We start from the raw sequence: 22,831 nt of genomic DNA on the forward strand, positions 1-22,831 counted from the left end.
TCGAGTCTCATGGTGGCACGGAGCGAAGCGGAGTGCCGGCATGAGCCTTATTGAGAGGGATCAGGGGGCCGGTGCTCCCGCTACACCGCCGGCCGGGAGCGGCCGACGTGGTCCGAGCGTCGCGGACGTGGTCCGGGCCCTCACCGCAGGCCCGCTGCCGGTCCGGGTCACCGGGTACGACGGCAGTCGACTCGGTCCGGCCGACGCCGGGATCACCCTGTCGATCCGATCCGAGCGGGGCCTGTCGTACCTGCTCACCGCGCCGGGCGACCTGGGCATGGCACGGGCGTACGTGAGCGGGGACCTGGCGCTGGAGGGGGTGCACCCGGGCGACCCGTACGAGGCGTTGCGGGTGCTCAAGGACGAGCTTCGGGTACGCACGCCGACGGTGGCCGAGGGGCTGGCGCTGGCACGCGGGCTGGGTTGGGAGCGGCTGTTGCCGCCACCGGCGCCGCCGCAGGAGGCGCTGCCCCGCTGGAAGCGGATCGTGGGCGGGCTGCGGCACTCCCGGTTCCGGGACAGCAGTGCGATCTCCCACCACTACGACGTATCCAACGCCTTCTATGAGAAGGTGCTCGGGTCGTCGATGACGTACACCTGTGCGGTCTTCCGTAGCCCCGACGACACGTTGGAGGAAGCCCAGGCGAGCAAGTACGACCTGGTCGCCGGCAAGCTCGCGCTGCGTCCCGGGATGCGGCTGCTGGACGTGGGCTGCGGCTGGGGTGGCATGGTCCGGCACGCGGCCCGCGAGTACGGCGTCAAGGCCCTCGGGGTGACGCTGTCCCGCGCCCAGGCCCAGTGGGCGCAGGCGGCGATCGCGCGCGAGGGGCTGACCGGGCTGGCCGAGGTGCGGCACATGGACTACCGCGACGCGCCCGGGAAGGAGTTCGACGCGGTCTCCTCGATCGGGCTGACCGAGCACATCGGAGTGCGCAACTACCCGGCGTACTTCGGTTTCCTGCGGGACCGGCTGCGTCCGGAGGGGCGGCTGCTCAACCACTGCATCACCCGGGCCGACAACCGGGCGCCGCACCGCTCGGGCGCCTTCATCGACCGGTACGTCTTCCCGGACGGTGAGTTGGCCGGTCCCGGGCGGGTGATCAGTGAGCTGCACGACGTGGGGCTGGAGGTGCACCACGAGGAGAACCTGCGCCAGCACTACGCGCTGACGCTTGCGGCGTGGTGCCGCAACCTGGTGGAGCACTGGGACTTCTGCGTCGCCGAGGTGGGTTCCGGCACGGCGCGGGTGTGGGGGCTCTACATGGCCGGTTCGCGGTTGGCGTTCGAGCGCAACGGCATCCAGTTGCACCAGGTGCTGGCCACGCGCAACGGCCCGGACGCGGTCAACGGCTATCCGCTGCGGCCGGACTGGCTGCCCTGACCCGCTGACCTCGTCGGCTCGAAGGCCGCGCCGAATCGATCGGCGCGGCCTTCCCCGATTCCTACTGCAGAAAGTGTCGCGAACGCCACGTAGCGCGATGCTTCCGGTAGGTCGTGGCGGGTCGGCCGGGCCGGTGGGCCGGCGCGGCTATCGTGGCCTGTCGTGACGAGCAGCGAGCAGCGACTGGCCGCGATCCGCGGCGGCATCCCCCCGCGTCGGCACAACGCCCGGACGATCGCCGCGCTGACCGGCAACCCGGGCTGCACCCGGCGGGCCGTGTTGGACGGGGCCGGGGTGGACAAGCCGCTGCTGGCCGAGCGGATCGGCTTCCCTGCCCGGTTCGGGCAGTCCCGGTTCGCCATCACCCGGGGAAACGCGTTCGAGGCGCAGGTGAAGGCCGACGACGGCGCCGAGTTGCTGCGGCTGGTCGCCGAGCGGTTGGGCGTACCGGTGCCGACCTCGGCGCGGTGGACGGCGCTCGGCGACGGCGACGACATGGCGGCCCGCCAGCGACGCTCGGCCGCGCTCCTGACCGCCGCGCCGGACGGTCCCGACGACTCGGCCGCGTTGTTCGACCACCCGATGCTCGCCCTGGAGGTCGCCGGGCAGCGTGTCCACCTGGAGCCGGACCTGGTGGCCGCCCGGCTCGGCGGCCGCTTCCACGTGGTCGAGGTCAAGTCCTTCCCGGTGATCGACGGCCAGGCCGACCCGGCCAAGCTGGCCGCCGCCGCGATCCAGTCCGCGGTGTACGTGTTGGCTCTGCGGGACCTGCTCGTCGCCGCCGGCCAACCGATGGAGTCGGTGTCGCACGAGGTGGTGCTGGTGTGTCCGCGCGACTTCACCAACCAGCCGGTGGCGCACCTGATCGACGTGCGCAAGCAACTGCTGGTGGTACGCCGGCAACTGGACCGGATGGATCGGCTGGACACACTGCTCGACGACGTACCGGCCGACTTCACCGCCGACCCGGGTGCCGACCCGTCGGCGCTGCTCGCCTCGCTGGGCGGGGTGCCGGCCCGCTACGCCCCCGACTGCCTGGCGACCTGCGAGCTGGCCTACTTCTGCCGGCACGAGGCGGGCGGGCACACCGGTGCGCTCGGCCGCCCGGTGCGGGAGGCGCTCGGCGGCATCGAGGACGTCGACCGGGTCCTAGCGCTCGCCGGTGGCGAACCCGCCACCGACCCGGAGCAGGAGGAGGCCGCGGCGCTGCTGCGGACCGCCGCCCGCCTGCGCGCCGACGCCCTGGCCGGGTCGGCGTGAGGCCCCCGACGAGCGGCCGGACCGCGCCCGGCGGAGCACCGGCATGAGTACGCTGCGCGCGCTCGCGGCGGCGCAGGCGGTCGCCGCCGGGGTGGCCCAGCCGGTGGCCACCGTCCGGCACGTGCACCTGTCGGCCCGGCCGTTGGTGCTGGTGCCGCTGTCCATGGCGGGAGAGGCGAACGCCCCGCTGGCGGCCATGGTCGGCACCGCACCGGGCCGGGGACACCTGCTCGTCGTGCCGCAGCCCCGCAACCGGGAGCAGCGGTTCGGGTTCGCCGCCGCGCTGGCCGACATCCTGCTGCCCTACGTCGACACGCACCGCCTCGGCTCCGAGACGGTCGCGGTCGACCGGGGCAAGGACGTCCGGCAGCGATACCTCGACGCCCCGCAACTGGTGGTGCCGAACCCGGCGGGCGTCACGTTCCTGCGGCTGCTCGGTCGCGCCACCCGGTTCCGCCGCGTCGACGGCGACTACCCGGTCCCCGCGTCGGTGCCGCTGCTCGGCCGCTGGCTGACCTTCCTCGCCGAACGCGCGGAGCATCCCGGCTCGTCGACGCTGCTGGCGTTGACCCAGGCCCTCAGCATGCACTGGGCGACCGGGCAGAGCGCGGTGGAGGACCTGCACCTGCCGGCGCTGCTCGGCTGGATCGCCCCGCCGTCCGGGCTGACCGGTGCCGAGGCGGCGGCCCGGGCCGAAGACCCGACGGTGTGCCCGCCCGCCGGACCGGCCACCGATCCCGACTTCGACAACCGGCTGCTCGCCCCGGCCATCGAGGCGTACGCCGAGGCCGACGCGGACTCCTCGGCTCGCGCCGAGGCGTACGCGGAGCTGGAGCGGCTGCTGCGCGACCAGCTCACGCCCACCTGGGACCTGATGTGGCGCGGCCTGGGGCTGCTGCGCGCGCTGCCGCCCGGCGCCCGGGTGGCGGGCCGGTGGACCGGCGACCGGGACGCCTTCACCGCGCACGCCGACCACGTCGACGAGGACGGCGCGCCGCAGCCCAGCCGCGACGGTGCGGTGGCCGCCGCGACCCGGCTGCACCGCCTGGAACGGGCCGGCGCGAGCTACGCCGTGCAGCGCGCCTACGACGATCCGCTGGTGATGGCGGAGTACCGGCTGACCGGCGAGGCGTTCGTCGGCGAGGTGGTGCTGGCCGACCCGACACGGGTGGACGACACCGGACGCCGACCGGTGCTGCGTCCGCGCATCCAACTGGTGACCACCGAACCGGTGCTGGTGCCGGTCGGCGCGAGTCTGTGCAACCCGGCCCGACCGGGGCAGAAGGCCCGGGTGGTCTTCGTGACCCCGACCGCCGAGGGCAAGACCGAGGTGGTGCTGGAGCTCTCCGGCGGGATGGGTCGGGGGCTGACCGCCAGCCCCGGCAGCGTGCCCGAGGTGGGGCAGCGGCTCTGCTACACCACGCTCAGCGAGGCGTTCGTGCCCAGCGGCACGTTCCCGACCGTGGCGGAGACCCCGTGGACTCACGGCGGTCCGCCCACCCTCGACCCGCCCGAGGTGTAAGGAGGGGACCCTTCCTATACACCAGGCGTTAGAAAGGGTCCCTTCCTTTCACGCCGCCCGGCGGGTCGTGGGTGCCGGATGGTCACCGTACGTGAAGATGTTTGTGGATGAACGCGTGCACGTACGAGAGAGAGCCGGAGCGAGCGCTGTGTCGCGAGAGGACGTCGGGCGGGCTGCCGCGCGGTGGCCCGGGCGGGACCGGGTCGGCTGGGCGGGGCTGTTCGCCGCCGGTCTCGTCGTGGGCGTCGAGACGGTCTGGCTGCTGCTGAAGCTGCCCGCCGGTGCGCTGGTCAGCGACCTCGGCGCGCTCGTCGTCGCGGGTCTGGCCGGGGCGGCCTGCCTGGGCGCCGCCCGCCGGCAGCCGATGGTACGTCGGTTCTGGCTGCTGTTGGCGGCGACCATGGCTCTGGCGATGGCCGGCCGGGCACTGTGGACGGCGCTGCGGCTGGTCGGTGAGGACCTGCCGCACACGTTGCCGGTCGGGCTGCTCTTCGTCGCCGGTCTGGTCACCGGCACCGCGGCTCTGCTCTGCTCGGTCACCGCCCCGCGGACCACCGTGGGTCGGGTCCGGACGCTGCTCGACGGGGTGATCGTCGGGCTGGCGCTGATCCCGGTCGGCTGGATGCTGATCTTCCGCAACGTCGCGATGGCGGATCTCGACGAGCCGCTGCGCACCGCCGGTCTGCTCTATCCGATGTTCGACCTGATGCAGTTGACCATCCTGGTCGCGGTGATCGGCCCGAGCCGACCGGTGTGGCCGGTGCTGACTCTGCTCGGCGCCAGCCTGACCGTCCGTGCGGTGGGCGACGCCGCGTACGTGTCGCTGGTGGCCGCCGGCACCTACCAGCCGGGTCGGCTGGTCGACGTGCTCTGGCCACTGAGCTACCTGCTGATCGCGGCGGCCACCCGGCTCGGGCCACCCCGCTACCGGGCCGATCCCGACGAGGCGGCCGAGTCACCGTTGCCGCCCTGGTGGCGGGTGGCGCTGCCGTACCTGCCGGTGGGCGGGGCGATCGTGGCGGTGGTCTGGGCCAGCCAGCCGGACGGCTACATCCCGCAACCGATCTTCATCGCGTTGCTGGCGCTGCTGGCGACGCTGGCGCTGCGGCAGGGGCTGGCCGCCAACGAGAACCTGCGGCTGGTCGGCCGGCTGCGGCAGCTCGCCTACATGGATCAGCTCACCGGGCTGCCCAACCGGTTGGCGTTCACCCGTCGGCTGCGCGCGGCGCTGCTCGGCACGAACCGGGTCGCCGTACTCCTGCTGGACCTGGACGGGTTCAAGCAGGTCAACGACAGGTTCGGGCACACCACCGGTGACACGCTGCTGACCGGGCTGTCCCGGCGGATGCGGCGCGCCGTCGGCGACGACGGGATGATCGCCCGGATCGGCGGCGACGAGTTCGCCGTACTGGTCACCGGCAGCCCGCCCGCCGAGCCGGAACGCCTGGCGGAACGGCTGCTGGCCGCGCTGCAACCCTCGCCCGGCGAGGAACTGGTCGGGGTGCACCCGTCGGCCAGCATCGGCATCGCCGAGTACGGGCCGCAGCACATCTCCTACACCGACCTCCTGCGCGACGCCGACATCGCGATGTACGCGGCGAAAGCGGCGGGCAAGTCGGCGTACCGGCGGAGCACACCGGCGTTACGGGAGTCGGCGGTCAGCCGGGCCGAGTTGATCGCCGACCTGCGGCGGGCCGTCGACGAGGAGCAACTGCACCTGGAGTTCCAGCCGATCGTCGACCTGGCCACCGGGGCGGTCCGCAGCGCCGAGGCGCTGGTGCGCTGGCGGCACCCCCGGCTGGGCATGCTCAGCCCGGCCCGGTTCCTGCCGTTGGCCGAGGAGACCGGGCTGATCCTGCCGATCGACAGGTGGGTCATCAAGGAGGCGTGCCGGGCGGCGGCCACCTGGCAGGACCGGGGACCCAGCGCGACGGTGGCGGTGAACATCGCCGCCGCGCACCTGCGCCGCCCGGACCTGATCGCCACGGTCACCGAGGCCACCGCCGGGGCGGGCCTGGCGCCCCGGGCGCTGACCCTGGAGCTGACCGAGTCGGCGCTGATCGAGGGCAGCGACGCCGTGCTCGACCGGCTGGGGCAACTGCGCGAACTCGGCATCCGGATCGCCATCGACGACTTCGGCACCGGGTACTCGTCGCTGAGCTACCTGCACCGCATCCCGGCCACCGAGTTGAAGATCGACCGCTCGTTCGTGTCCCGGATCTCCGACGACGCGCGGGCGTATGCGACCGTGGAGATGGTCACCCGGCTGGCCGACGCGTTCGACCTCGGTGTGGTGGCCGAGGGGGTGGAGACCGAGCGGCAGCACGACGCGGTGGCCGCCATCGGCTGCCTACAGGGTCAGGGCTACCGCTACGGCCGCCCGGCGGCGCTGGCCGAGTTGCGGACCGTCCTGGCCGGTCCGCCCCGCCCCGTCTGACCGGTGTCGCAGAATCGGACTTGACCCTCACGTAACGGCAGGCGGGAGCGTGGTTCCCAGGAAGGGAGGGAACCATGGCGTATCGCGTGGGCGAGGTGGCCCGGCTGGCCGGGGTGACGGTCCGGACGCTGCACCACTACGACGAGATCGGGCTGCTGTCGCCGAGCGGGCGCAGCGGCGCGGGCTACCGGAGCTACTCCGAGGCCGACCTGGAGCGGTTGCAGGTGATCCGCTACTACCGCGAGCTGGGGTTCCCGTTGGAAGAGATCGCCGCGATCCTCGACGACCCGGCGAGCGACCCGGAGACGCACCTGCGCCGTCAGCACGAGCTGCTGACCGTACGGATCAAGCGCCTGCAGGAGATGGTCGCGGCGATCGAGTTCGCGATGGAGGCGAGCAAGTTGGACATCCGATTGACCCCGCAGGAGCGGTTCGAGGTGTTCGGGGACTTCGACCCGGAGGCGCACGCCGAGGAGGCGGAACAGCGCTGGGGTGGCACCGAGGCGTACCGGGAGTCGAACCGGCGCGTGTCGCGCTACACGAAGGAGGACTGGGCGCGGATCAAGGCCGAAAGCGAGGACTGGGGGCGGCGGATCGTCGCGTCGATGGAGTCCGGCGCACCGGCGGACGGACCGGCCGCGCGGGAGTTGGCCGAGGAGCACCGCCGGCAGATCAGCCAGTCGTTCTACGAGTGCTCGTACGAGATGCACACCTGCTTGGCCGACATGTACCTGGCCGACGAGCGGTTCACCGCCCACTACGAGGCGATCGCACCGGGGCTGACCGCGTACCTGGCCGAGGCCATCCACGCGAACGCGATCAGCCGGGCCTGATCCGGGGCGGCGATCGGCGGGCGGGAACCGTCGGACCGGGGGAGTATGACTGACATCGTCGACTCCACGATCTTTCGGAGGTCCCCTTGTTGATCGTCGCCGGCACGCTCTACGTCGATCCGGCCGAGCGGGACGACTACCTGGCCACCTGCGTGGAGATCGTGCGGGCGGCCCGCTCGGCGCCCGGCTGCGTCGACTTCTCGATCAGCCCGGACGTGGTCGAGCCCGGGCGGATCAACGTCTACGAGCGGTGGGAGTCCGACGACCAGTTGCTGGACTTCCGCGGTGCCGGTCCGGAGCCGGACCAGCAGGTCGCCATCGTCGGTGCCGAGGTGCACAAGTTCCGGATCAGCTCGGTCGAGTCCCCCTGAGCGGGGGAGCGGGCGGGCGGCGGACGGCGGCGCGGAAGGCTGCCACCGCGGCCTGCTCGCCCGCCAGTTCGTCCCGCCGGGCCGGGGCGCGGGCCGCGCGTAGCGGCGCGGCGAGCCGGCCGGCCCGGCGCAGGGCGACCGGGTCGCCGTCGAGCAGCCGGTCGACCACGTGTCGATCCCTGCGGCGTGGTGGTGCGGGGCTCATCTCGCGTTCCCTGGGGTAGGACCGGACCTCGGCGTCACCGGGTCCGGGGCGGACGGGCGTCCACTCGATTGATTGGCGTCACCGTCGCCGGTGGCGTCACAGTCACCCGCACGTCGCCATCCGGCCACGCAGCGAAACAACCATCTTGTCCTTATTAGTCCACCGATCGGGTAATTCACCCGCTCTTGGCCGTGTCCATGGTGGTTCCCGGGGTCGTTAACACTGTGACACCCCACCTAGGTGGCCTGCGGTTGGTGGCCTGCGCGGCGAAGGAGTCGGCGTGGCAAGGACTGATTCGACGGGTTCGACATGGCGGTACCGGTGGGCGCGCCGGCAGAACGAGCGCCGGCTGCGGACGTTCCGCAGCGCCGAGGGGGACTGGCGACGACGCGACGACGAGCTACGTCGCCTACGGACGCTCGCGGAGCAGTGCCACGGCTCGGCCACGGCGGGCCACGGCCTCCCGCTCGAACTGGACGCCGACGAGGTGGTGCTGCGGGTGGTACCCGCCGCCCAACTGGTGGAGGTGCGGCACAACGCCGTCCTGCCCGCTCCCGACCTGGCCGTGGCCCCGCCGATCGGCCGGCTGCGCCAACGCCTCCCTGAGGGAGTACGCGCCACCGACGCCGGCATGGCCGTGGTCACCAGCCGTCGGCTGGTGCTGCTCGGCGGGCGGGGCCGCCGCGACTGGGCGTACGCGCGGATGACCGGGCTGGCGCACGACCCGCACGCGCCGGTCACCCTGATGCAGGTGCTGGACCGCCGACGCGGCTCCGGGGTGCTGCTGCCTCCCGACGCGGCACCCGACTTCCGCTTCGTGCTCACCCTGGCGTTCGCCGACGCGATCGAGCAACGGGCCACGGTGATCGCGCAGCTCGACGAGCTGATCGCCGAGCATGCCCGGCTGCGCCCGTCCCGACCGGGCATCGCCACCCCCGGGCAGGCCCGGTTGTCGGCGCTGATCCCCGGTGGTCGGCGGACCGCCGTGGTCGCCGCCGCGCTGGCCGTGATGGTGCCGGTGGCGTTGGCGAACTCCGGCTCGGACCCGGCCGGCACGGACACGGCGGTCGCCGCCACTCCGGCGCCGGTCGCCGCGACCGGAGTGTCCAAGGCGCCGCGCGCCAGCGGGCCGACCGGGCCGGGGCGGGACGCGCCGACACCGGAGCGGCGGTGCGGCGCCCCGGTCAACCCGATGGGGTACGACTTCTGCGGCGGTGAGCGGATCCGCGAGCCGGCCCGTGACGTGTGCGAGCACTTCGACTGCGTACCCGGGTTCTGGAACGGTCGGGGTTACCTGGTGCAGTGCGAGGACGGCAAGGTCAGCCTGGCCGGCGGCAGCCCGCGCGCGTGCGGCACGCACGGCGGTGTCCGCCGCACCGTCTGGGGCTGACACCTCCGGCCGGTCGTGGGCGCGGGTCCGCCCACGACCCGCCGGTCTCCTCGGCGGCTCAGCGCTCCTCGGCGGTTCCGCGCTCCTCGGCGGTCCAGCGCTGCGAAGAGGCTCAGCGCTGCGAGAAGGCTCAGCGCTGCTCGGCGGCGAGGTCGGCCAGGCGGGACAAGGCCGGTGCGGCGGCGAGCAGTCGTTCCCGGTCGGCGGCGTCGAGCCCGGCCAGCGCGGCGGCGAGCAGGTCACGCCGGTGTTGCTCGTGGGCGGCGATCCGCTCCCGCGCCGTGTCGGTCAACGTCAGCCGGACGGTCCGCCGGTCGACCGGATCCCGGTCGCGGCTCAGCAGACCGGCGGTGGTCAACTCGCCGACCAGGGTGCTCACCGTGTTCGGGGCGGTACCGAGCCGCTGGGCGGCCTCCCGGACGCTGACCCCCGACTGTCGCTGCACCAGCCGCAGCACCTCCACCTGCGCGTCCGGCAGCGCGACCCGGCCGGTCCGTTGGGCGGCCGTCCGGCGCAGCACCCGCTGCAGGTCGCCCAGGGCGCCGCTGAGCTGCCCGAGCGTCTCTTCCGTCACAGTACGGCCCTCTCCACGGCAATAACTCTGTAAGCAGAGCTATCGTAGCCCGGCGCAACCGACCGCCGAGGGGGCCACGATGTCGCAGACCACCACGACGGCAGTCGGGCAGCCGGAACGGGTCGCCGCACCCACCGGCCGGGCCGCGATCGGTCTGCTGGTGCTGCTCGGCTCGCTCACCGCGATCGGGCCCCTGTCGCTGGACACCTACCTGCCGGCGTTCCCCGAGATGGCCCGCGACCTGTCCGCCAGCCAGGCGCAGATCCAGCTCTCTCTGACCACCTGTCTGGTCGGCATGGCCATCGGGCAACTCGTCACCGGCCCGCTCAGTGACCGCTGGGGGCGCCGCCTGCCGGTGCTGATCGGCATCGGCGCGTACGTCCTGATGTCGTTGGCCTGCGCGTTCGCGCCGTCGGCGGAGACGCTCGCCGCGCTCCGCTTCGCCCAGGGCTTCGCCGGGGGCATGGGCACCGTCGTCGCCCGCGCCGTCGTCCGCGACCTCTACAGCGGACGCGCCGCCGCGAAGTACTTCTCCCGACTCGTCCTGATCTTCGGCATCGCCCCGATGGCCGCTCCCGCGCTCGGCAGTCTGGTGCTGGGCTTCGGCGGCTGGCAGACCATCTTCCTCGCCCTGGCCCTGGTCGGCGTGCTGCTCGTCGCCGCCGTCGCGTGGCGGCTGCCGGAGACGCTGCCCGCCGAACGCCGCAACACCGGCGGCCTGTCCGCGACCGCCGCCGCCGGGCGCGCCGTGCTCGCCGACCGCGTGTTCCTCGGGTACGCGTTGACCCAGGGCCTCGCCTTCGCCGGTCTGTTCGCCTACCTCTCCGGCTCCTCGTTCGTCCTCCAGGACGTCTTCGGCCTCTCCGCCGGTGCGTTCAGCCTGCTCTTCGGCCTCAACGCGCTGGCCTTCGTCGCCGTCGGCCAACTCAACGCCCGGCTGCTGGACCGCTACGACCCCCGACCGCTGCTGATCTGCGGGCTGGGCCTCGGCCTGTTCTCCGCGCTCGGCCTGCTCGTCGGGGCCCTGCTCGGAGCCCTGCCGCTGGTCGTCGCCGCCCTCTTCCTCTTCCTCGGGTCGCTCGGCACGGTGATGCCCAACGGCACCGCCCTCGCCCTCGAACGGCACTCCGCGTACGCCGGCACGGCCGCCGCCCTGCTCGGCGGCCTCCAGGCGGTGATCGCGGCCGGCGCCGCACCGCTGGTCGGGCTCGGCGGCGAGGGCAGCGCGGTGCCGATGGCCGTGGTGGTCAGCGGCGCGGCGGCCGGCTCGCTACTGGTCGTCCTCACCCTGGCCCGCACCCCCCGCCCCTGACCCGCCCCGCCCCGCCGCCCCGCCCCGCCGCGTCCGTCGATCATGGAGTTGTGGTATCTCCAAACGCTCTGACAAGGGGCGATCCGCCGACCACAAGTCCATGATCGAAGGGCGGATTCGAAAGGCGAAGCAAAGGCAGGATTTGCCGCTATATTCATTTGCTTGACCGGTTGAGACGCCCCGGTTACAGTGACGTTGCTGAACGTTGTTTCCCCTTCCTCTTTCGTCGGTCGGAGTCGCCCTTCGACTTCCGCCGGAAAGGGGATGACGCGTCCTCGCCGCGCCGACGGCGATCCGGGCGCGAGGTGCCACTCACCCGTTGTTGCCGCAGGTGAGGATGCGTGTCCAGCCACCGGCTCCGGCTCGGGGGCGGAGCGAGCGGTGCGGTGATCCCGCCACTCGCGACGTCAATCAGGAATCGGACAGTGGTGAATTCCGGTACGTCTGCAACGGTTCGGAATCTGCATTTCCCATGAGCCGGTGATCGTGAATTCGCCGGGCAATTCCGCCCCCGTCTGTCCGACCCGGCACTCCTCGACGAGCAGGAAGCGGTGACAGCGGTGCACACTGACCTCGAAGGGCCGACACCGAAATCCGTCGGAGCCTTCTACGACCAGGTGAATTCCATCGTCGCCCGGGTCCAGGGCGGCTCCATGCACCACGGCTACTGGACCGGGCCCGACGACGACAGCGACTTCGCCACGGCCAGCGTCCGGTTGACCGACATGATGATCGAAAGGGTCGCCGCGCGGCCGGGCGCACGGGTGCTGGACGCCGGCTGCGGGCTGGGGCGTCCCGGCGTACGGCTGGCAAAGATCTCCGGTGCCGAGATCGTCGGGGTCTCGGTCAGCGAACAGGACGTACGCCTGGCCAACGAACTGGCCCGCGCCGAGTCGGTGGCCGACCGGGTGCGCTTCGACCAGGCCGACATGGCCGCACTGCCCTTCCCCGACGACTCCTTCGACCACGCGATGGCGTTCGAGTCGATCATGCACGTGCCCGACCGGGTGCGGGCGCTGCGGGAGATCGTCCGAGTGGTCCGCCCCGGCGGGCGCATCGTGTTGACCGACTTCACGGTCCGGGAGGGCCCGCACGGGCGTGGCGACGACACCCTGGCCAAGGTGTACGACTCCTGGCGGGTCGCCGCGTCCCCGATCGGCGCGGAGGACTACCCGGAGATCGCCGCCCAGGCCGGGATCGTGCTCGACGAGGTCACCGACATCACCGACCACGTGAAGTACAGCAGCATGTGGACCTATCTCGAACTGCGGCGGTACGCCCGGGACAATCCGGTGCCGGCCGAGGTGGATCAGATCCTCGACGTCTTCGCGCCGACCCTCAAGGGTACGGCGGACCGGCCGCCGCTGACCGACGCCGAACTCGAACACGGCTGGCGCCAGATGCTGACCGAGGAGCAGACGCAGGGCATGGTCATCGTGGTGGCCCGAAGTCCGGCACCGTGATCGTCCCGTCCTCGGCGATCGGGAACCCCGGGTTCCAGGCGATCTCCCAGAGGTGGCCGTCCGGGTCGGCGAAGTAACCGGCGTACCCGCCGTAGGAGGTCTCGCGGGCCGGCCGGGTGATGACCGCGCCCGCCTCGGCGGCGACGGCCAGGACCCGGTCCACCTCGTCGCGCTCGCGTACGTTGTGCGCCAGCCCGATCCCGCCGAAACCACCGGCGGCTCCCGCGTCCACACCGGCGTCCTCGGCCAGCGACTCGCGGGCCCAGAGCACCACGGCGATCCCGCCGGCCTGGATGAACACCGTCCGCTCCACCTCCTGGCCCCGCCAGCCCAGCCGCTCGTAGAAGGCTCGGGACCGGGCCAGGTCGGTGACGCCGAGCGTGATCAGGCTGAGGCGCTGCTCCATCCGGGCAATCTAACCCGGCACGGGTCGCCTCGCCGCCTGCCGCAGGTCCGACGAAACGCAGAACTCCCGGTGCCGCGACCACGGCACCGGGAGTCCTCAGCGGGGATCGGTCAGCTCAGCGGCGCGCCGCCGGGCTGCACGACCTTGTTCACCGTCAACTGGTACGGCGCGTACTGCGTGACCTGCTCGGTCGGCTCGTCGTAGGCGACGATGGCGACCACCGTGGGGAAGGCGGTGAGCAGCGCCGTCTGCACCACCCCCAGGGTGAAGTTGGTCTTGCCGTCGACCTCGAACTGCACGGCCGTCCGGAGCTTCTCGTCGAAGCCGACGAAGCGGACGTTCCAGTTCGCCACCGGCGTCGGGTATACCTGCGACGGCGAGTCGAACGCGTCCAGGTTCGACCCGTCGCTGACCAGCGTGCCGCCGACCGTGATGTCGTCGATCAGCAGACCGCCCTCGTTGACCCCACCGTCGCTGACGTAGCGGAAGCTGAGCAGGATGTCCTGCCCCGCGTACGCCGACAGGTCGAACGAGTGCGGCTCGAAGCCGGCCGTGGTGCCGTTCAGCGACGGTCCGAGCGGCCCGGCGACGGTCTTGTCACCCTCGATCGCGGTGTAGCTCTTGCCACCGTCGGTCGAGACGCTGACGTAGCCGTAGTCGTAGCCGGCCTCGGCGCCGTACTTGGCCAGGAACGTCAGCGTCGGGTTGCCGGCCGGCACGCTCACCGGCGTCACGGCGGCGGCGTCGGTGCTGTTGCCGTTGCCGGACCACAGCACCGCGTTGCCCGGACGGTCCGGGTCGTTGGTCACCGTCGTCCAGGCCAGCGGCACCGACGGCAGCGTCTTGGCGCCCTTGAAGCTGATCGAGCGAAGATCACCCCGGCCCAGCGGCTTGCCGTTCGCCTTGCGCAACTGGACGTAGTCGGCCCCGTTCGGTGCCGCACCCGGCGTGGCGTGCGTGGCCGGGTTGGCCAGGTTCACCGTGGCGTTCAGGCTGGCCGTGGTGACCTTGCGCTTGTCACGGCCGAGCATCACACCCAGCTTCGAGTTGCCGACGATCCGGTCCACCAGGTTCATCGTCTGGTAGTCGTGGATCACGCCGTAGAGGTCGTTCACCCCCTCGGCGGCGAGCGCCGCCTTGATGCTGGCCAGACCCTGCGACTCGCCGTCGCGGTGCAGCCGGGAGATGAAGTCCAGGCCGTAGCGGTCGTAGAGGAACAACATCAACGAGTACGCGTTGCCGTAGTCGGCGAGTACCGCGTTCGGGTTGCCGCCCTCGTCCCACAGGTTCAGGGAGTTCTCCGGCCCGCCGCAGTCCCGTGGATTCGTGTTGTAGTCCGTCTGCACCGTGCCGAAGCCCTGGAAGCAGTAGATGTGGCTGTCCGCGCCCGGCTGGTCGACCCGGGCCGAGGCGTCGGCATAACCGCCGAGCGTCTGGGCGAAGTCGGAGAGCCCCTCGTTGATCAGGATGCTCTCGAACGGGTCGGTGTAGTAGTGCGCCAGGTGCTGCCACTCGTGGATGAACGTCGACTCGTACAGGTTGGGCCGCGCCGGCCGGCTGGTGCACAGGTCGTCGGTCGGCTCGTTCGGCGGGCTGACGCCCGTCCGGTGCGCCCAGTCGAACGCGTCGATCGTCATGATGTTGCGGTCGAGCAGCTCGTTGAAGAGCGAGAAGAAGAACCCGGCGATGTACGTCGGCGCGGCCGGGAAGTCGTAGAAGTTGTCGTCCCGGACGTTGTCGACGAGCGTCACCGTGCGGTTGCCGGCACCGGTGTAGTCGCCGTCGATCTGGGCGTTGCTGCCGTCACGGTCCGGCGGCGTGCTGAACGCGTCCGTCGACTTCGGATACATGTTGTTGTCGAACTCGTCGACCAGGCGCGTCACCTGCGCGTCGGTGACCACCGTCGAGTTGGCGATCTGCCGGCGGCAGTCACCCTCCGGGAACTCGGTGTCGTTGGCGACCCACACCTCGATGTTGTCGCCCACACCGCGCAGCGTGTAGTCCTTGAGGTAGATCACGCCCTGGTAGTCGTCGAGCGCGAGCCACTGCCGCACCGTACCCACCGCCGGCGTCTCGGCGGCCTGCGCCGACCTGCGCTGCGCCTGCGGCTGGTACTGCCGAGGCACCTCGACGGGCTTGCCGTTGAAGGTGAAGTCTTTCCTGGTGAGGTCGCGGACGTCGCTCGCGATCCCGGTTGCCGGCGCCGGAGCGGGCTGGGCCGCCGCAGTGCTCGGACTGGCCGCCGCCGGCTGGGCGACGACGAAGAACGGTAGGACGATGGCGCAGGCTGCTATCCCCGCAAAGCGGCGTCGAGCCACAGAACCTCCTCATAGCCGACAGATCCACTCAACCCCGGGTGACCAGGGGCTATGGATCTACGCGCGCTGATCGAGCGTCTTCGTATCCTTTGCACAAGTGCATCGATCAATCAAGCCCTGACACGACATACGTCTGTGGATCGCTGCCCGTACCTCTGGAATCCTGGACGCGGCCGGGTGGCGCGGCGGGATCATGATGTCGCCATGACGAAGATCGCCGGGCGCCGGCAGAAGAAGGGAAACACCTGCAGCGACCCGGGGTGCGGTGCCCTGTCCTCCTGCGACTGTTCCCTGTTCTCGATGCTGTTGACGGTCGGCGCGGCAGCCGCGCGGGTGATCCCGGCACCGGTGGCCGACGGCTCCGGACGGGCGGCCATCCTCGGCTATCGCCGCTGGCTGTCCCACCGCTGGCCGGGGCAGTGCCGCTTCACCCCCACCTGCAGCGCGTACGGCCTGACGGCCGTCGAACGGTACGGCCTGGCGGTCGGTGGCCGGATGGCCGCGGACCGGCTGCGACGCTGCACCGCACACACTCCACCCGGCACCCACGACCCGGTGCCATCCACGGGCGCTTCCCGGGCTGCCCGCTCCCGCCCGGTCAGTTCCGGCGGTTGATCACCACGAAGGCGAGCCCGCCGACGACGATCTCGGCGAAGAGCAGCAGCGCGAACACCATGCTCGGCTCGGCACCGAGCGCGACGGCGACGGCGGCCACCGAGGTGAGCGGGAACGCGGCCAGACCCAGCACGGCCAGGGCCCGGGTCAGAATGGCGTCGTCGCGTTCGTCCCCGGTCTGCGACCAGGCCCGCTCGAACGTGGTGGCGCGGTCCGGTCGTTTGCTGAGCCGCCACGCCATCAGCAGGAGGGCGAGCAGCCCGACCGCCGCTCCCTGGAGGAACCCGACGCCCATGTTGCCGGGCGCGTGCTCCCGCAGCAGCAACCCCACGCTGACGATCAGCGCAGCGACCGCCAGCAGGATGGCGGCGACCGCCAGTTTCCGCAGGGTGCTGCGACCCTCGGTCGTGCGGTGGTCCTCGGGTGTGTGGGGACCCTGGGTCGTGGGGTGGCCATCGGTGGTGCGGTGGTCCTTTGGGGTGCCGCGATCCTCAGTCGACATGGAAGATCTCCTCTACGGGGCGGTGGAAGTGGCGGGCGATGGCGATGGCCAGGGGTAGCGACGGGTCGTAGCGGCCGGTCTCGATCGAGTTGATCGTCTGCCGGGAGACGTTCAGGGACTCGGCCAGTTCCCGCTGGGACAGCCCGGCAGCCTGCCGCAGTTCACGGAGATCGTTCCGCAACCAGCACCTCCGATGTCAAGCGACCTTGTCACGTCAAGGATGCTTGACATCGCGGCTCGATGTCAAGCGTGCTTGTCTACGGGGTGGCGGACGGCGAGATGGGGCGGTCGGTGGGTGGGGGTGCAGGATCGTGGCAGTGCAGCTGTTGCGGGCTCGGCGTGTCGAACAGCTGCACTGCCACGCTCTTCGCGGCAGGTGCTCGTGTTGATCAGGCGGTGGCCACTTGGTGGTCGCCCGCACCTTCGACTTCGACCCGGTGTGCCGCACTGGAGCCCACGACTCGCCGTCGTGCGCGGCGGCGAGTCGTGCTCGATGTGGCTGAGGGCGCGGCGACGAGGGGGTATAAGTTTTATCTAAGGGGGTTGGGTAATGCTTATATCGGAGTCTGTCTGGCGCGCCCTGACTGAAGCGGGTGTTTCGCTCGTGCCGACCGGTGCCGACCGCGCCGAGCTGCGCTACGGAAAAGCCCGTGCCACGCTGACCGTCATCGCGTCCCCGACCCCACTGACCCCGAGCACCGTTGCCGCCTCAATCAGCCGCCATCCGAACCCGTGCCTGGTCATCGTTCCAGCGGCGACGGTAGCGGTGCGGCAAGCAATCGCGGCGGCGGGCTGGTCATGGCTGGTCGATACCGGACAGCAGGTGACAGGTGTGCTGTGCCTCGATGGGGAACGAGTCGCGCTGCGGCCCCCGGTCGAGACGACCAAGCGGTCCACCACGCGCGGTCGAGTGCCATGGGGCACCTTCACCCTGGTCCGCCGGCTGATCCAACATCCATACGTCACTCAGCGGGAGTTGGCCGCCATCGTCGGAATCTCCCAACCCCGGGTCTCCCAGGCGCTGGCTTCGCTGGCCGACCAAGACCTTGTACACCGCTCGTCGCGTGGCTGGATCGTGCGGGACGTTGACGAGGCGATCCGGTGGTGGCTGTCGACCTATCCCGGGCCGGGTGGCATCAGCACCTATTGGTTTGGCTTGGGGCCCGTGGTCGAGCAGGCCCGGACCGTCATCGAGGAGTTTGCCGCGACTGCCGATGCGACTCACGTTGTGGTCTCGGGTGATGTCGCGGCCGACATCATCGCCCCTTGGCATGCCCCGACCCGTGCCATTCTCTATGCGCATACCGGGTTGGAACTGGCGGCCGCAGGCTTCGTTCCTGCCGGCGAGGAAGAGGCGACGCTCGAACTCATCGTGCCGAGAGACCTGGGTCTGTGGCCGCCGTCCGGCAAGACGCCGCCAGGCATTCCGCTCGTCGATCCGCTTCAGATCCTCTGGGACGTAGGAAGATCGCCTGGTCCGGACAGCGACGAGGCCGCTCAACGCGTCTGGGATGTGCTTCGTCGCGGGTACCATGAGCGGAGGTGCGCGGCATGAACGGGCCGGCCCCAGCGGAGCCACGTTCCGTCTCGCTTGTCTCCACCAGCCGAGCAGCAGACGCCGGATTCCTCACCCTTGCGGATCTGACGGACATCACCACGGCCCTGGACCTGGATCACCGCATCGTTGGCGGTCACATGGTCACCCTCCTCGTCGCACTGCATGGCGTCGCTGAGCAGGTGCCCCTGCGTGAGACGGCGGACGCCGACTTCGCCGCCCTGCCGACCGTCATCGCAGACCCCCGCCTACCGGCCGCGCTCGTCGCGCGGGGTTACGCATCGCGGGAGGCGGCTAACCGGTTCGCCCGCGAGGTCGAAGATCCGCAGGGGCTTCTTACGCTGGTGGTCGACATCCTCGCGCCGTCCTACCAGAACTCGTTGGTGCCCAACCAGCGGCACGGCGATCTGGTGGTCGACGAGGTGCCGGGCCTCGTGCTCGCTCTGCATCGACCTGCCGAGTCACTCACGGCCCACGTCCAGCTCACCAGCGGTAGGGGTCTGCGCCTGCGTGTCGTGCTCCCGGATGTGACGTCTGCGCTCTGCCTGAAGGCGCTCGCCTACCGTGGACGATTTGCGGCGAAGGACGCCGTTGACCTGTGGCGTCTCATCAACGCTGCTTACGCCGCCGGGTTGCGGGTCGCAGACTGGCCGGGCAGCGTTACCGGGCGCCAAGCCGCCGCTGTCCTTCACCGCTTCTTCGGTGCACCTGGAGCGGCTGGTCTCAAGCAGGCATCTCCCAGGGTGGGGGACCGAACTCGGCTGCGGGCATTGCTGCGAGAGGTGGTGCCCGTCTGGTAGCTACTCGGTCGGCGATAGTGCGGGCGGCGGCGTGGAGCGTGGCAGTGCAGGCGGCGTGGGCGCGGCGTGTCGAACAGGTGCACCGCCATGCTCTTCAGGATCGGTCAGGCGGCGATGGTGCGGGCGGCGGCGTACACGTCGGCGGGGAGCGGATGGTCCAGCTGCCACATGATGCGCATCGGCCGGTCAGCGGTGTGCTGTTGGTAGGTCATCGGCCCGGCGTACAGGTAGGCCGGTGCGCCCAGGTCGCGGTCCGGCACCCGGGTCTCCCGCACGAACAGGTGCACGGTGGAGCCTCGTGCGGCGTGGTGGAGGTAGCGCTGCCCGGTCGGCGACGCCGACGACGTGGTGCTCTGTGACTCCCACTGGAACAGCGACTCGGTGACGGCCCGGTCGGCGTACATGGTGGTGGGGGAGTAGTGCTGCGCCGACTTGATCAACGTGACGAAGAAGAGGTCGGCCTGGGCGTCCGGAAGCCACTTCACGCCCTCCCGCAGCGAGCCCGGGTTCGGCATGCCGAAGGCGGCGCACGCCTCGTTGCGGCTGTATCGCGCGTGCACCCGTAGCGGTAGCCCGTCGACCGGCTCGGTGACCCGGTGGATGCGTTCGCGCAGCACCTCGGCCACTTGGCGTAGCTCGGCGCAGCGCGTCGGCTCGGCCCAGAGGCGGGCCAGCCGTTCCTCGCGCTCGGTCAGGGGCGCGTTCGGCCCCCAGAGGTCGAAGTGCAGCATGTCCCAGAGCCGTCCGGCCTCCGGTCGTTCGCCGTCGGCCACCCGGTCCAGCAGGTCGAGTCGGTCGAGGTCGTCCAGGTGCAGCATCCGCCCGATCGCCCGGCCGAGCTCGCGGTCGTCCCGCCCGCCCGACGAGGTCTCCATCTTGGCGAGCCGCCGCAGCCCGGTCCACCCGCCGATGCTCGCCGAGCGGTAGACGTCCTCGATCTCCACGCCGGCCTCGTACAGGTAGTCGGCCAGGCGCACGTCCCCGAGCTGGCGCAACTCGGCCAGCAGGCCGGGCTTCGACGTGGGCAGCGCCGAGCGCAGGTTGCGCAGCACGATGTCCTTGGCCACCCGGTCGAGCTGGATGTGGCAGCCGCTCGGCAGCGATGGGAAGTCGTCGCGTACCGCTTCGGTGATGGCGCGGCGGCTGACCCCGGTCAGGGCCCGCCAGCGCAGGTCGAAGCGGAAGTTGGCGTGTTGCCCACCGATGAAGTCGAGCACGGTCAGGCAGGGCTTGTCGTCGTCCAGGCGCAGCCCACGGCCGAGCTGCTGGAGGAAGATCGTGGCGCTCTCGGTGGGCCGCAGCATCAGGATCGTGTCGACCATCGGCAGGTCGACGCCCTCGTTGAACAGGTCGACGGTGAACAGAACCCTGACCGCGCCATCCCGCAAGCCCTTGATCAGGGCGTGCCGCTCGGCGGGACTGGTCCGCGAGGTCACCGCCGCCGACGGCACACCGTGCCGAGTGCACCAGTCCGCCATGAACTCGGCGTGCCCGATGCTGACGCAGAAGCCCAGCGCCCGCATCCGCGCGACGTCCACGGTGTCGCGTACCGCCCGCAGCACCATCCGCGCCCGCGCATCGTTGCCGGTGTAGACGCCGTCCAGCTCCGCCGGGTCGTACCCCTGCCCGCGCTTCCACCCCAACTGCGACAGGTCCACATCGTCGTGCAGACCGAAATACTGGAACGGCGCCAACAACTGCCGCTCCAACGCCTCCCACAGATGCAGCTCCACGGCAGCGCGGCCATCGAACCACCGCCGCACGTCGCCGCCGTCACTGCGGTCGGGCGTCGCCGTCAATCCGAGGAGTACGCGCGGACGCAGCCGCTCCAACAACCGGGCGTACGTCGGCGCCTCCGCGTGATGGAACTCGTCGACGATCACCATGTCGTACGCCTCGGGGTCGATCTCCCGCCGATGCAGCGACTGGATGGAGGCGAAGACGTACCGCCAGTTCTGCGGCTCCCGGCCCCCGACGAGCGTCTCGCCGAAGCTGCCGTCCCCCATGACCTGCCGGAACGTCGCCACACTCTGCCGCAGGATCTGCTCCTGATGCGCGACGAAGAGCAGCGAGTCGACGGCCTTCTCCCGGTGCAGCCGGCGGTAGTCGAGCGCCGCGACCACCGTCTTGCCCGTGCCGGTGGCCATCACCACCAGGTTCCGCCACCGACCGTGGACCTTGCGCTCGGCGTCGAGGTCGGCCAGGACCTCCGACTGGTACGGGTACGGCCGCACGTCCAGGTTGGCGATCTCGGTCGGTGCCTCGTCGCGGCGCTCCCCGCGCAGCGCCGTGCGCAGCCGCTCGGCATCCTGGCCCGGGTCGTAATCCTCGAACGCGGGATCGTGCCAGTAGTCCTCGAACGTCGCGGTGAACGTGTCGATGACGTACGGCTGCTCGACGTTCGAGATCCGGACGTTCCACTCCACGCCGTCCATCAGCGCGGTCTTCGACAGGTTCGAGGAGCCGACGTACGCGGTGGTCATGCGGTTGTGGCGACGGAACAGCCACGCTTTGGCGTGCAGGCGGGTCGTCCGGGTCTCGTAGGACACCTTGATCTCGGCGCCCAGCTCGGCGAGCCGATCCAGGGCGCGCTGGTCGGTCGCGCCGAGGTACGTCGTGGTGATGACCCGCAGCCGACCGCCACGGCCGATCAGCTCACGGATCGCACCCTGCACCTGGAGCAGACCGTGCCACTTGATGAACGCGCAGAGCAGGTCCACCTGCACCGCCGACGCCATCTCGTGGGTGACCTCGTGACCGATACGCGGCTGGTGTCGGCCGTTGACCAGCAACGCTCCGGTGGAGAGCGGAGTGGTGGGCCGCTGCGGGAAGGCGGGCGCGGCCGGCGGGGTCGGCGGTGCGGCGATGGCGTGCAGCAGATGCTTCGCGTCGGTGACCTGGTCATCGACGGTGGCTGCCTGCGGGCTGAGGGTGGCGATGGCGTCCGCGATGCGGTTCGCCAACTCGACCTGACGGTGAAGCTTGTCGTCACCACCGCCGACGGCGTGCAGAGCGCGGTGCGCCAGGGTGGCGATGTGGCGGGCCAGCGCATCCGGGGCGTCAGCCGGGTCGAGCTTCCCGTGTTGGATCAGCGCAGGGTCGACACGCTGGAGCCGGTCGGCGAGTTCACGGGTGACGACGTGCTCGTAGACGCCCCGCTCAAGGTCAGTCACCCGGTGATCCTGCCAATTCTCGTGCCTGTTGTCTCGCGCTCTCCATCCGGGACAAAGAGCAGCACTCGCACGTCGGGAAGCTCGGCAAAGGCTCCCTCGATCGCCGGGTGGACCTCGGCCCAGGCAAGCCCGCCGTGGCCGCAGCCCAGCGCGGGCACTGCGATCGAGGTGATCCGCCGTTCGCGCACGACGCGGACGAGGTCAGCGAGGCCGGCGTGAATGTCGGACAGCTTCGATTCGGCGCGCCAGTGACCCTTGGTGGGGAAGTTGATCACGTATCTGCGGGGGCTGGGACGGGCCGCGTCGTAGACGAACATCCGACCCAGGCGGACCTCGTTCTTCGCGCATGCCGCCCGGTAAGCGGCGTAGTTGCCTGGGTAGGCGCGCTTGAACTGGAGAGCGATGCCCTTGCCCATCACTCCGACCGTGTTCACGGCGTTGACCAGCGCGTCAACGTCGGCGGTCAGCAGGTCCCCACCACTCAAGGTGATCATCAACCCCACCCCCTCCCGCCTCGAACCCGTTGTACCAGTAGGGCCCGACACGAACGGTCGGCCGGAAGCGAGGTCGTGATACCTACCGTGTCGTTGATCCCGGGCGTCTATTGGAACCGCCTCGCTCAGACCTAGGCTCTCAACTTCACCGCAAGATCACGCTCGATCCTGGATCGAGTGGTAATCGTCGCCTTGGATACCACTCGATCCAGGATCGAGC

20 protein-coding genes are annotated in these 22,831 nt (G+C 71.0%); 12 read left to right on the forward strand and 8 right to left on the reverse strand.

The genetic code is table 11. The annotated features are described in order from the left end of the window. Nucleotides 1-40: 40 nt before the first annotated feature. From ACWDVW_RS29285 to ACWDVW_RS29310, 6 genes are all read left to right on the forward strand, one after another. A complete protein-coding gene (locus ACWDVW_RS29285) occupies nt 41-1,381 on the forward strand; it encodes a class I SAM-dependent methyltransferase (RefSeq protein ID WP_449955236.1) in 1,341 nt (446 codons plus the stop codon). Nucleotides 1,382-1,543: 162 nt separating this feature from the next. Next, the gene (locus ACWDVW_RS29290; RefSeq protein ID WP_449955238.1) at nt 1,544-2,641 is read left to right on the forward strand and encodes a hypothetical protein; all 1,098 of its coding nucleotides are present in this window, start codon (nt 1,544-1,546) and stop codon (nt 2,639-2,641) included. A gap of 43 nt (nt 2,642-2,684) precedes the next feature. Next, nucleotides 2,685-4,163: a hypothetical protein gene (locus ACWDVW_RS29295; protein WP_396740323.1), complete on the forward strand. Its 1,479-nt coding sequence runs from the start codon at nt 2,685-2,687 to the stop codon at nt 4,161-4,163. 148 nt (nt 4,164-4,311) lie between these two features. Beyond that, a complete protein-coding gene (locus tag ACWDVW_RS29300; RefSeq protein ID WP_449955241.1) occupies nt 4,312-6,600 on the forward strand; it encodes a putative bifunctional diguanylate cyclase/phosphodiesterase in 2,289 nt (762 codons plus the stop codon). Nucleotides 6,601-6,674: 74 nt separating this feature from the next. Continuing rightward, entirely contained in the window at nt 6,675-7,433 is a 759-nt protein-coding gene (locus tag ACWDVW_RS29305) for a MerR family transcriptional regulator (RefSeq protein ID WP_449955243.1), read from the forward strand. Between the two features lie 86 nt (nt 7,434-7,519). Next, complete coding sequence (locus tag ACWDVW_RS29310) at nt 7,520-7,804, forward strand: putative quinol monooxygenase (RefSeq protein WP_396740317.1); 285 nt, start codon at nt 7,520-7,522, stop codon at nt 7,802-7,804. Here ACWDVW_RS29310 and ACWDVW_RS29315 read toward each other — a convergent pair. Further along, on the reverse strand, nt 7,782-8,009 hold the full coding sequence (locus ACWDVW_RS29315) for a hypothetical protein (RefSeq protein ID WP_449955246.1): 228 nt from the start codon (nt 8,007-8,009) through the stop codon (nt 7,782-7,784). The genes ACWDVW_RS29310 and ACWDVW_RS29315 overlap by 23 nt on opposite strands. Nucleotides 8,010-8,289: 280 nt before the next feature. Here ACWDVW_RS29315 and ACWDVW_RS29320 point away from each other — a divergent pair, with 280 nt between their 5' ends. Further along, nucleotides 8,290-9,399 (forward strand): hypothetical protein, encoded by a 1,110-nt coding sequence (locus tag ACWDVW_RS29320; protein ID WP_449955248.1) that lies wholly within the window; start codon nt 8,290-8,292, stop codon nt 9,397-9,399. Between the two features lie 130 nt (nt 9,400-9,529). On the opposite strand, the gene ACWDVW_RS29325 is transcribed toward ACWDVW_RS29320, so the two are convergent. Further along, a complete protein-coding gene (locus tag ACWDVW_RS29325; RefSeq protein ID WP_350693247.1) occupies nt 9,530-9,973 on the reverse strand; it encodes a MarR family winged helix-turn-helix transcriptional regulator in 444 nt (147 codons plus the stop codon). A 79-nt stretch (nt 9,974-10,052) separates the two neighbouring features. Between ACWDVW_RS29325 and ACWDVW_RS29330 the strand changes: the two genes are divergently transcribed. Both ACWDVW_RS29330 and ACWDVW_RS29335 read left to right on the forward strand, forming a co-directional pair. After that, entirely contained in the window at nt 10,053-11,285 is a 1,233-nt protein-coding gene (locus ACWDVW_RS29330; protein ID WP_449955251.1) for a multidrug effflux MFS transporter, read from the forward strand. 560 nt (nt 11,286-11,845) lie between these two features. Then, a complete protein-coding gene (locus tag ACWDVW_RS29335) occupies nt 11,846-12,748 on the forward strand; it encodes an SAM-dependent methyltransferase (RefSeq protein ID WP_449955253.1) in 903 nt (300 codons plus the stop codon). On the opposite strand, the gene ACWDVW_RS29340 is transcribed toward ACWDVW_RS29335, so the two are convergent. Together ACWDVW_RS29340 and ACWDVW_RS29345 are read right to left on the reverse strand one after the other, a co-directional pair. Further along, on the reverse strand, nt 12,717-13,154 hold the full coding sequence (locus ACWDVW_RS29340) for a VOC family protein (RefSeq protein ID WP_449955256.1): 438 nt from the start codon (nt 13,152-13,154) through the stop codon (nt 12,717-12,719). The two genes, ACWDVW_RS29335 and ACWDVW_RS29340, sit on opposite strands and share 32 nt — an antisense overlap. A gap of 110 nt (nt 13,155-13,264) precedes the next feature. Beyond that, nucleotides 13,265-15,472, reverse strand: coding sequence for a choice-of-anchor J domain-containing protein (locus tag ACWDVW_RS29345; RefSeq protein WP_449955259.1), 2,208 nt, complete (start codon nt 15,470-15,472; stop codon nt 13,265-13,267). Between the two features lie 204 nt (nt 15,473-15,676). Between ACWDVW_RS29345 and yidD the strand changes: the two genes are divergently transcribed. Next, a complete protein-coding gene (yidD, locus tag ACWDVW_RS29350) occupies nt 15,677-16,087 on the forward strand; it encodes a membrane protein insertion efficiency factor YidD (protein WP_449955262.1) in 411 nt (136 codons plus the stop codon). Here yidD and ACWDVW_RS29355 read toward each other — a convergent pair. Next, on the reverse strand, nt 16,071-16,589 hold the full coding sequence (locus ACWDVW_RS29355) for a hypothetical protein (protein WP_449955265.1): 519 nt from the start codon (nt 16,587-16,589) through the stop codon (nt 16,071-16,073). The genes yidD and ACWDVW_RS29355 overlap by 17 nt on opposite strands. After that, on the reverse strand, nt 16,579-16,770 hold the full coding sequence (locus ACWDVW_RS29360; protein ID WP_449955268.1) for a helix-turn-helix transcriptional regulator: 192 nt from the start codon (nt 16,768-16,770) through the stop codon (nt 16,579-16,581). The genes ACWDVW_RS29355 and ACWDVW_RS29360 overlap by 11 nt, the downstream gene beginning before the upstream one ends. 369 nt (nt 16,771-17,139) lie before the next feature. Here ACWDVW_RS29360 and ACWDVW_RS29365 point away from each other — a divergent pair, with 369 nt between their 5' ends. Together ACWDVW_RS29365 and ACWDVW_RS29370 are read left to right on the forward strand one after the other, a co-directional pair. Then, the gene (locus ACWDVW_RS29365) at nt 17,140-18,144 is read left to right on the forward strand and encodes a MarR family transcriptional regulator (RefSeq protein WP_449955271.1); all 1,005 of its coding nucleotides are present in this window, start codon (nt 17,140-17,142) and stop codon (nt 18,142-18,144) included. Then, complete coding sequence (locus ACWDVW_RS29370; protein ID WP_449955274.1) at nt 18,132-18,944, forward strand: hypothetical protein; 813 nt, start codon at nt 18,132-18,134, stop codon at nt 18,942-18,944. The genes ACWDVW_RS29365 and ACWDVW_RS29370 overlap by 13 nt, the downstream gene beginning before the upstream one ends. 104 nt (nt 18,945-19,048) lie before the next feature. Here ACWDVW_RS29370 and ACWDVW_RS29375 read toward each other — a convergent pair whose 3' ends face one another. Together ACWDVW_RS29375 and ACWDVW_RS29380 are read right to left on the reverse strand one after the other, a co-directional pair. Further along, nucleotides 19,049-22,117 (reverse strand): DUF3427 domain-containing protein, encoded by a 3,069-nt coding sequence (locus tag ACWDVW_RS29375; RefSeq protein ID WP_449955277.1) that lies wholly within the window; start codon nt 22,115-22,117, stop codon nt 19,049-19,051. After that, nucleotides 22,114-22,611: a macro domain-containing protein gene (locus ACWDVW_RS29380; protein WP_449955280.1), complete on the reverse strand. Its 498-nt coding sequence runs from the start codon at nt 22,609-22,611 to the stop codon at nt 22,114-22,116. Before ACWDVW_RS29380 ends, ACWDVW_RS29375 begins: the two co-directional genes overlap by 4 nt. Nucleotides 22,612-22,831: the final 220 nt, after the last annotated feature.

The organism is Micromonospora sp. NPDC003241, assembly GCF_053589795.1.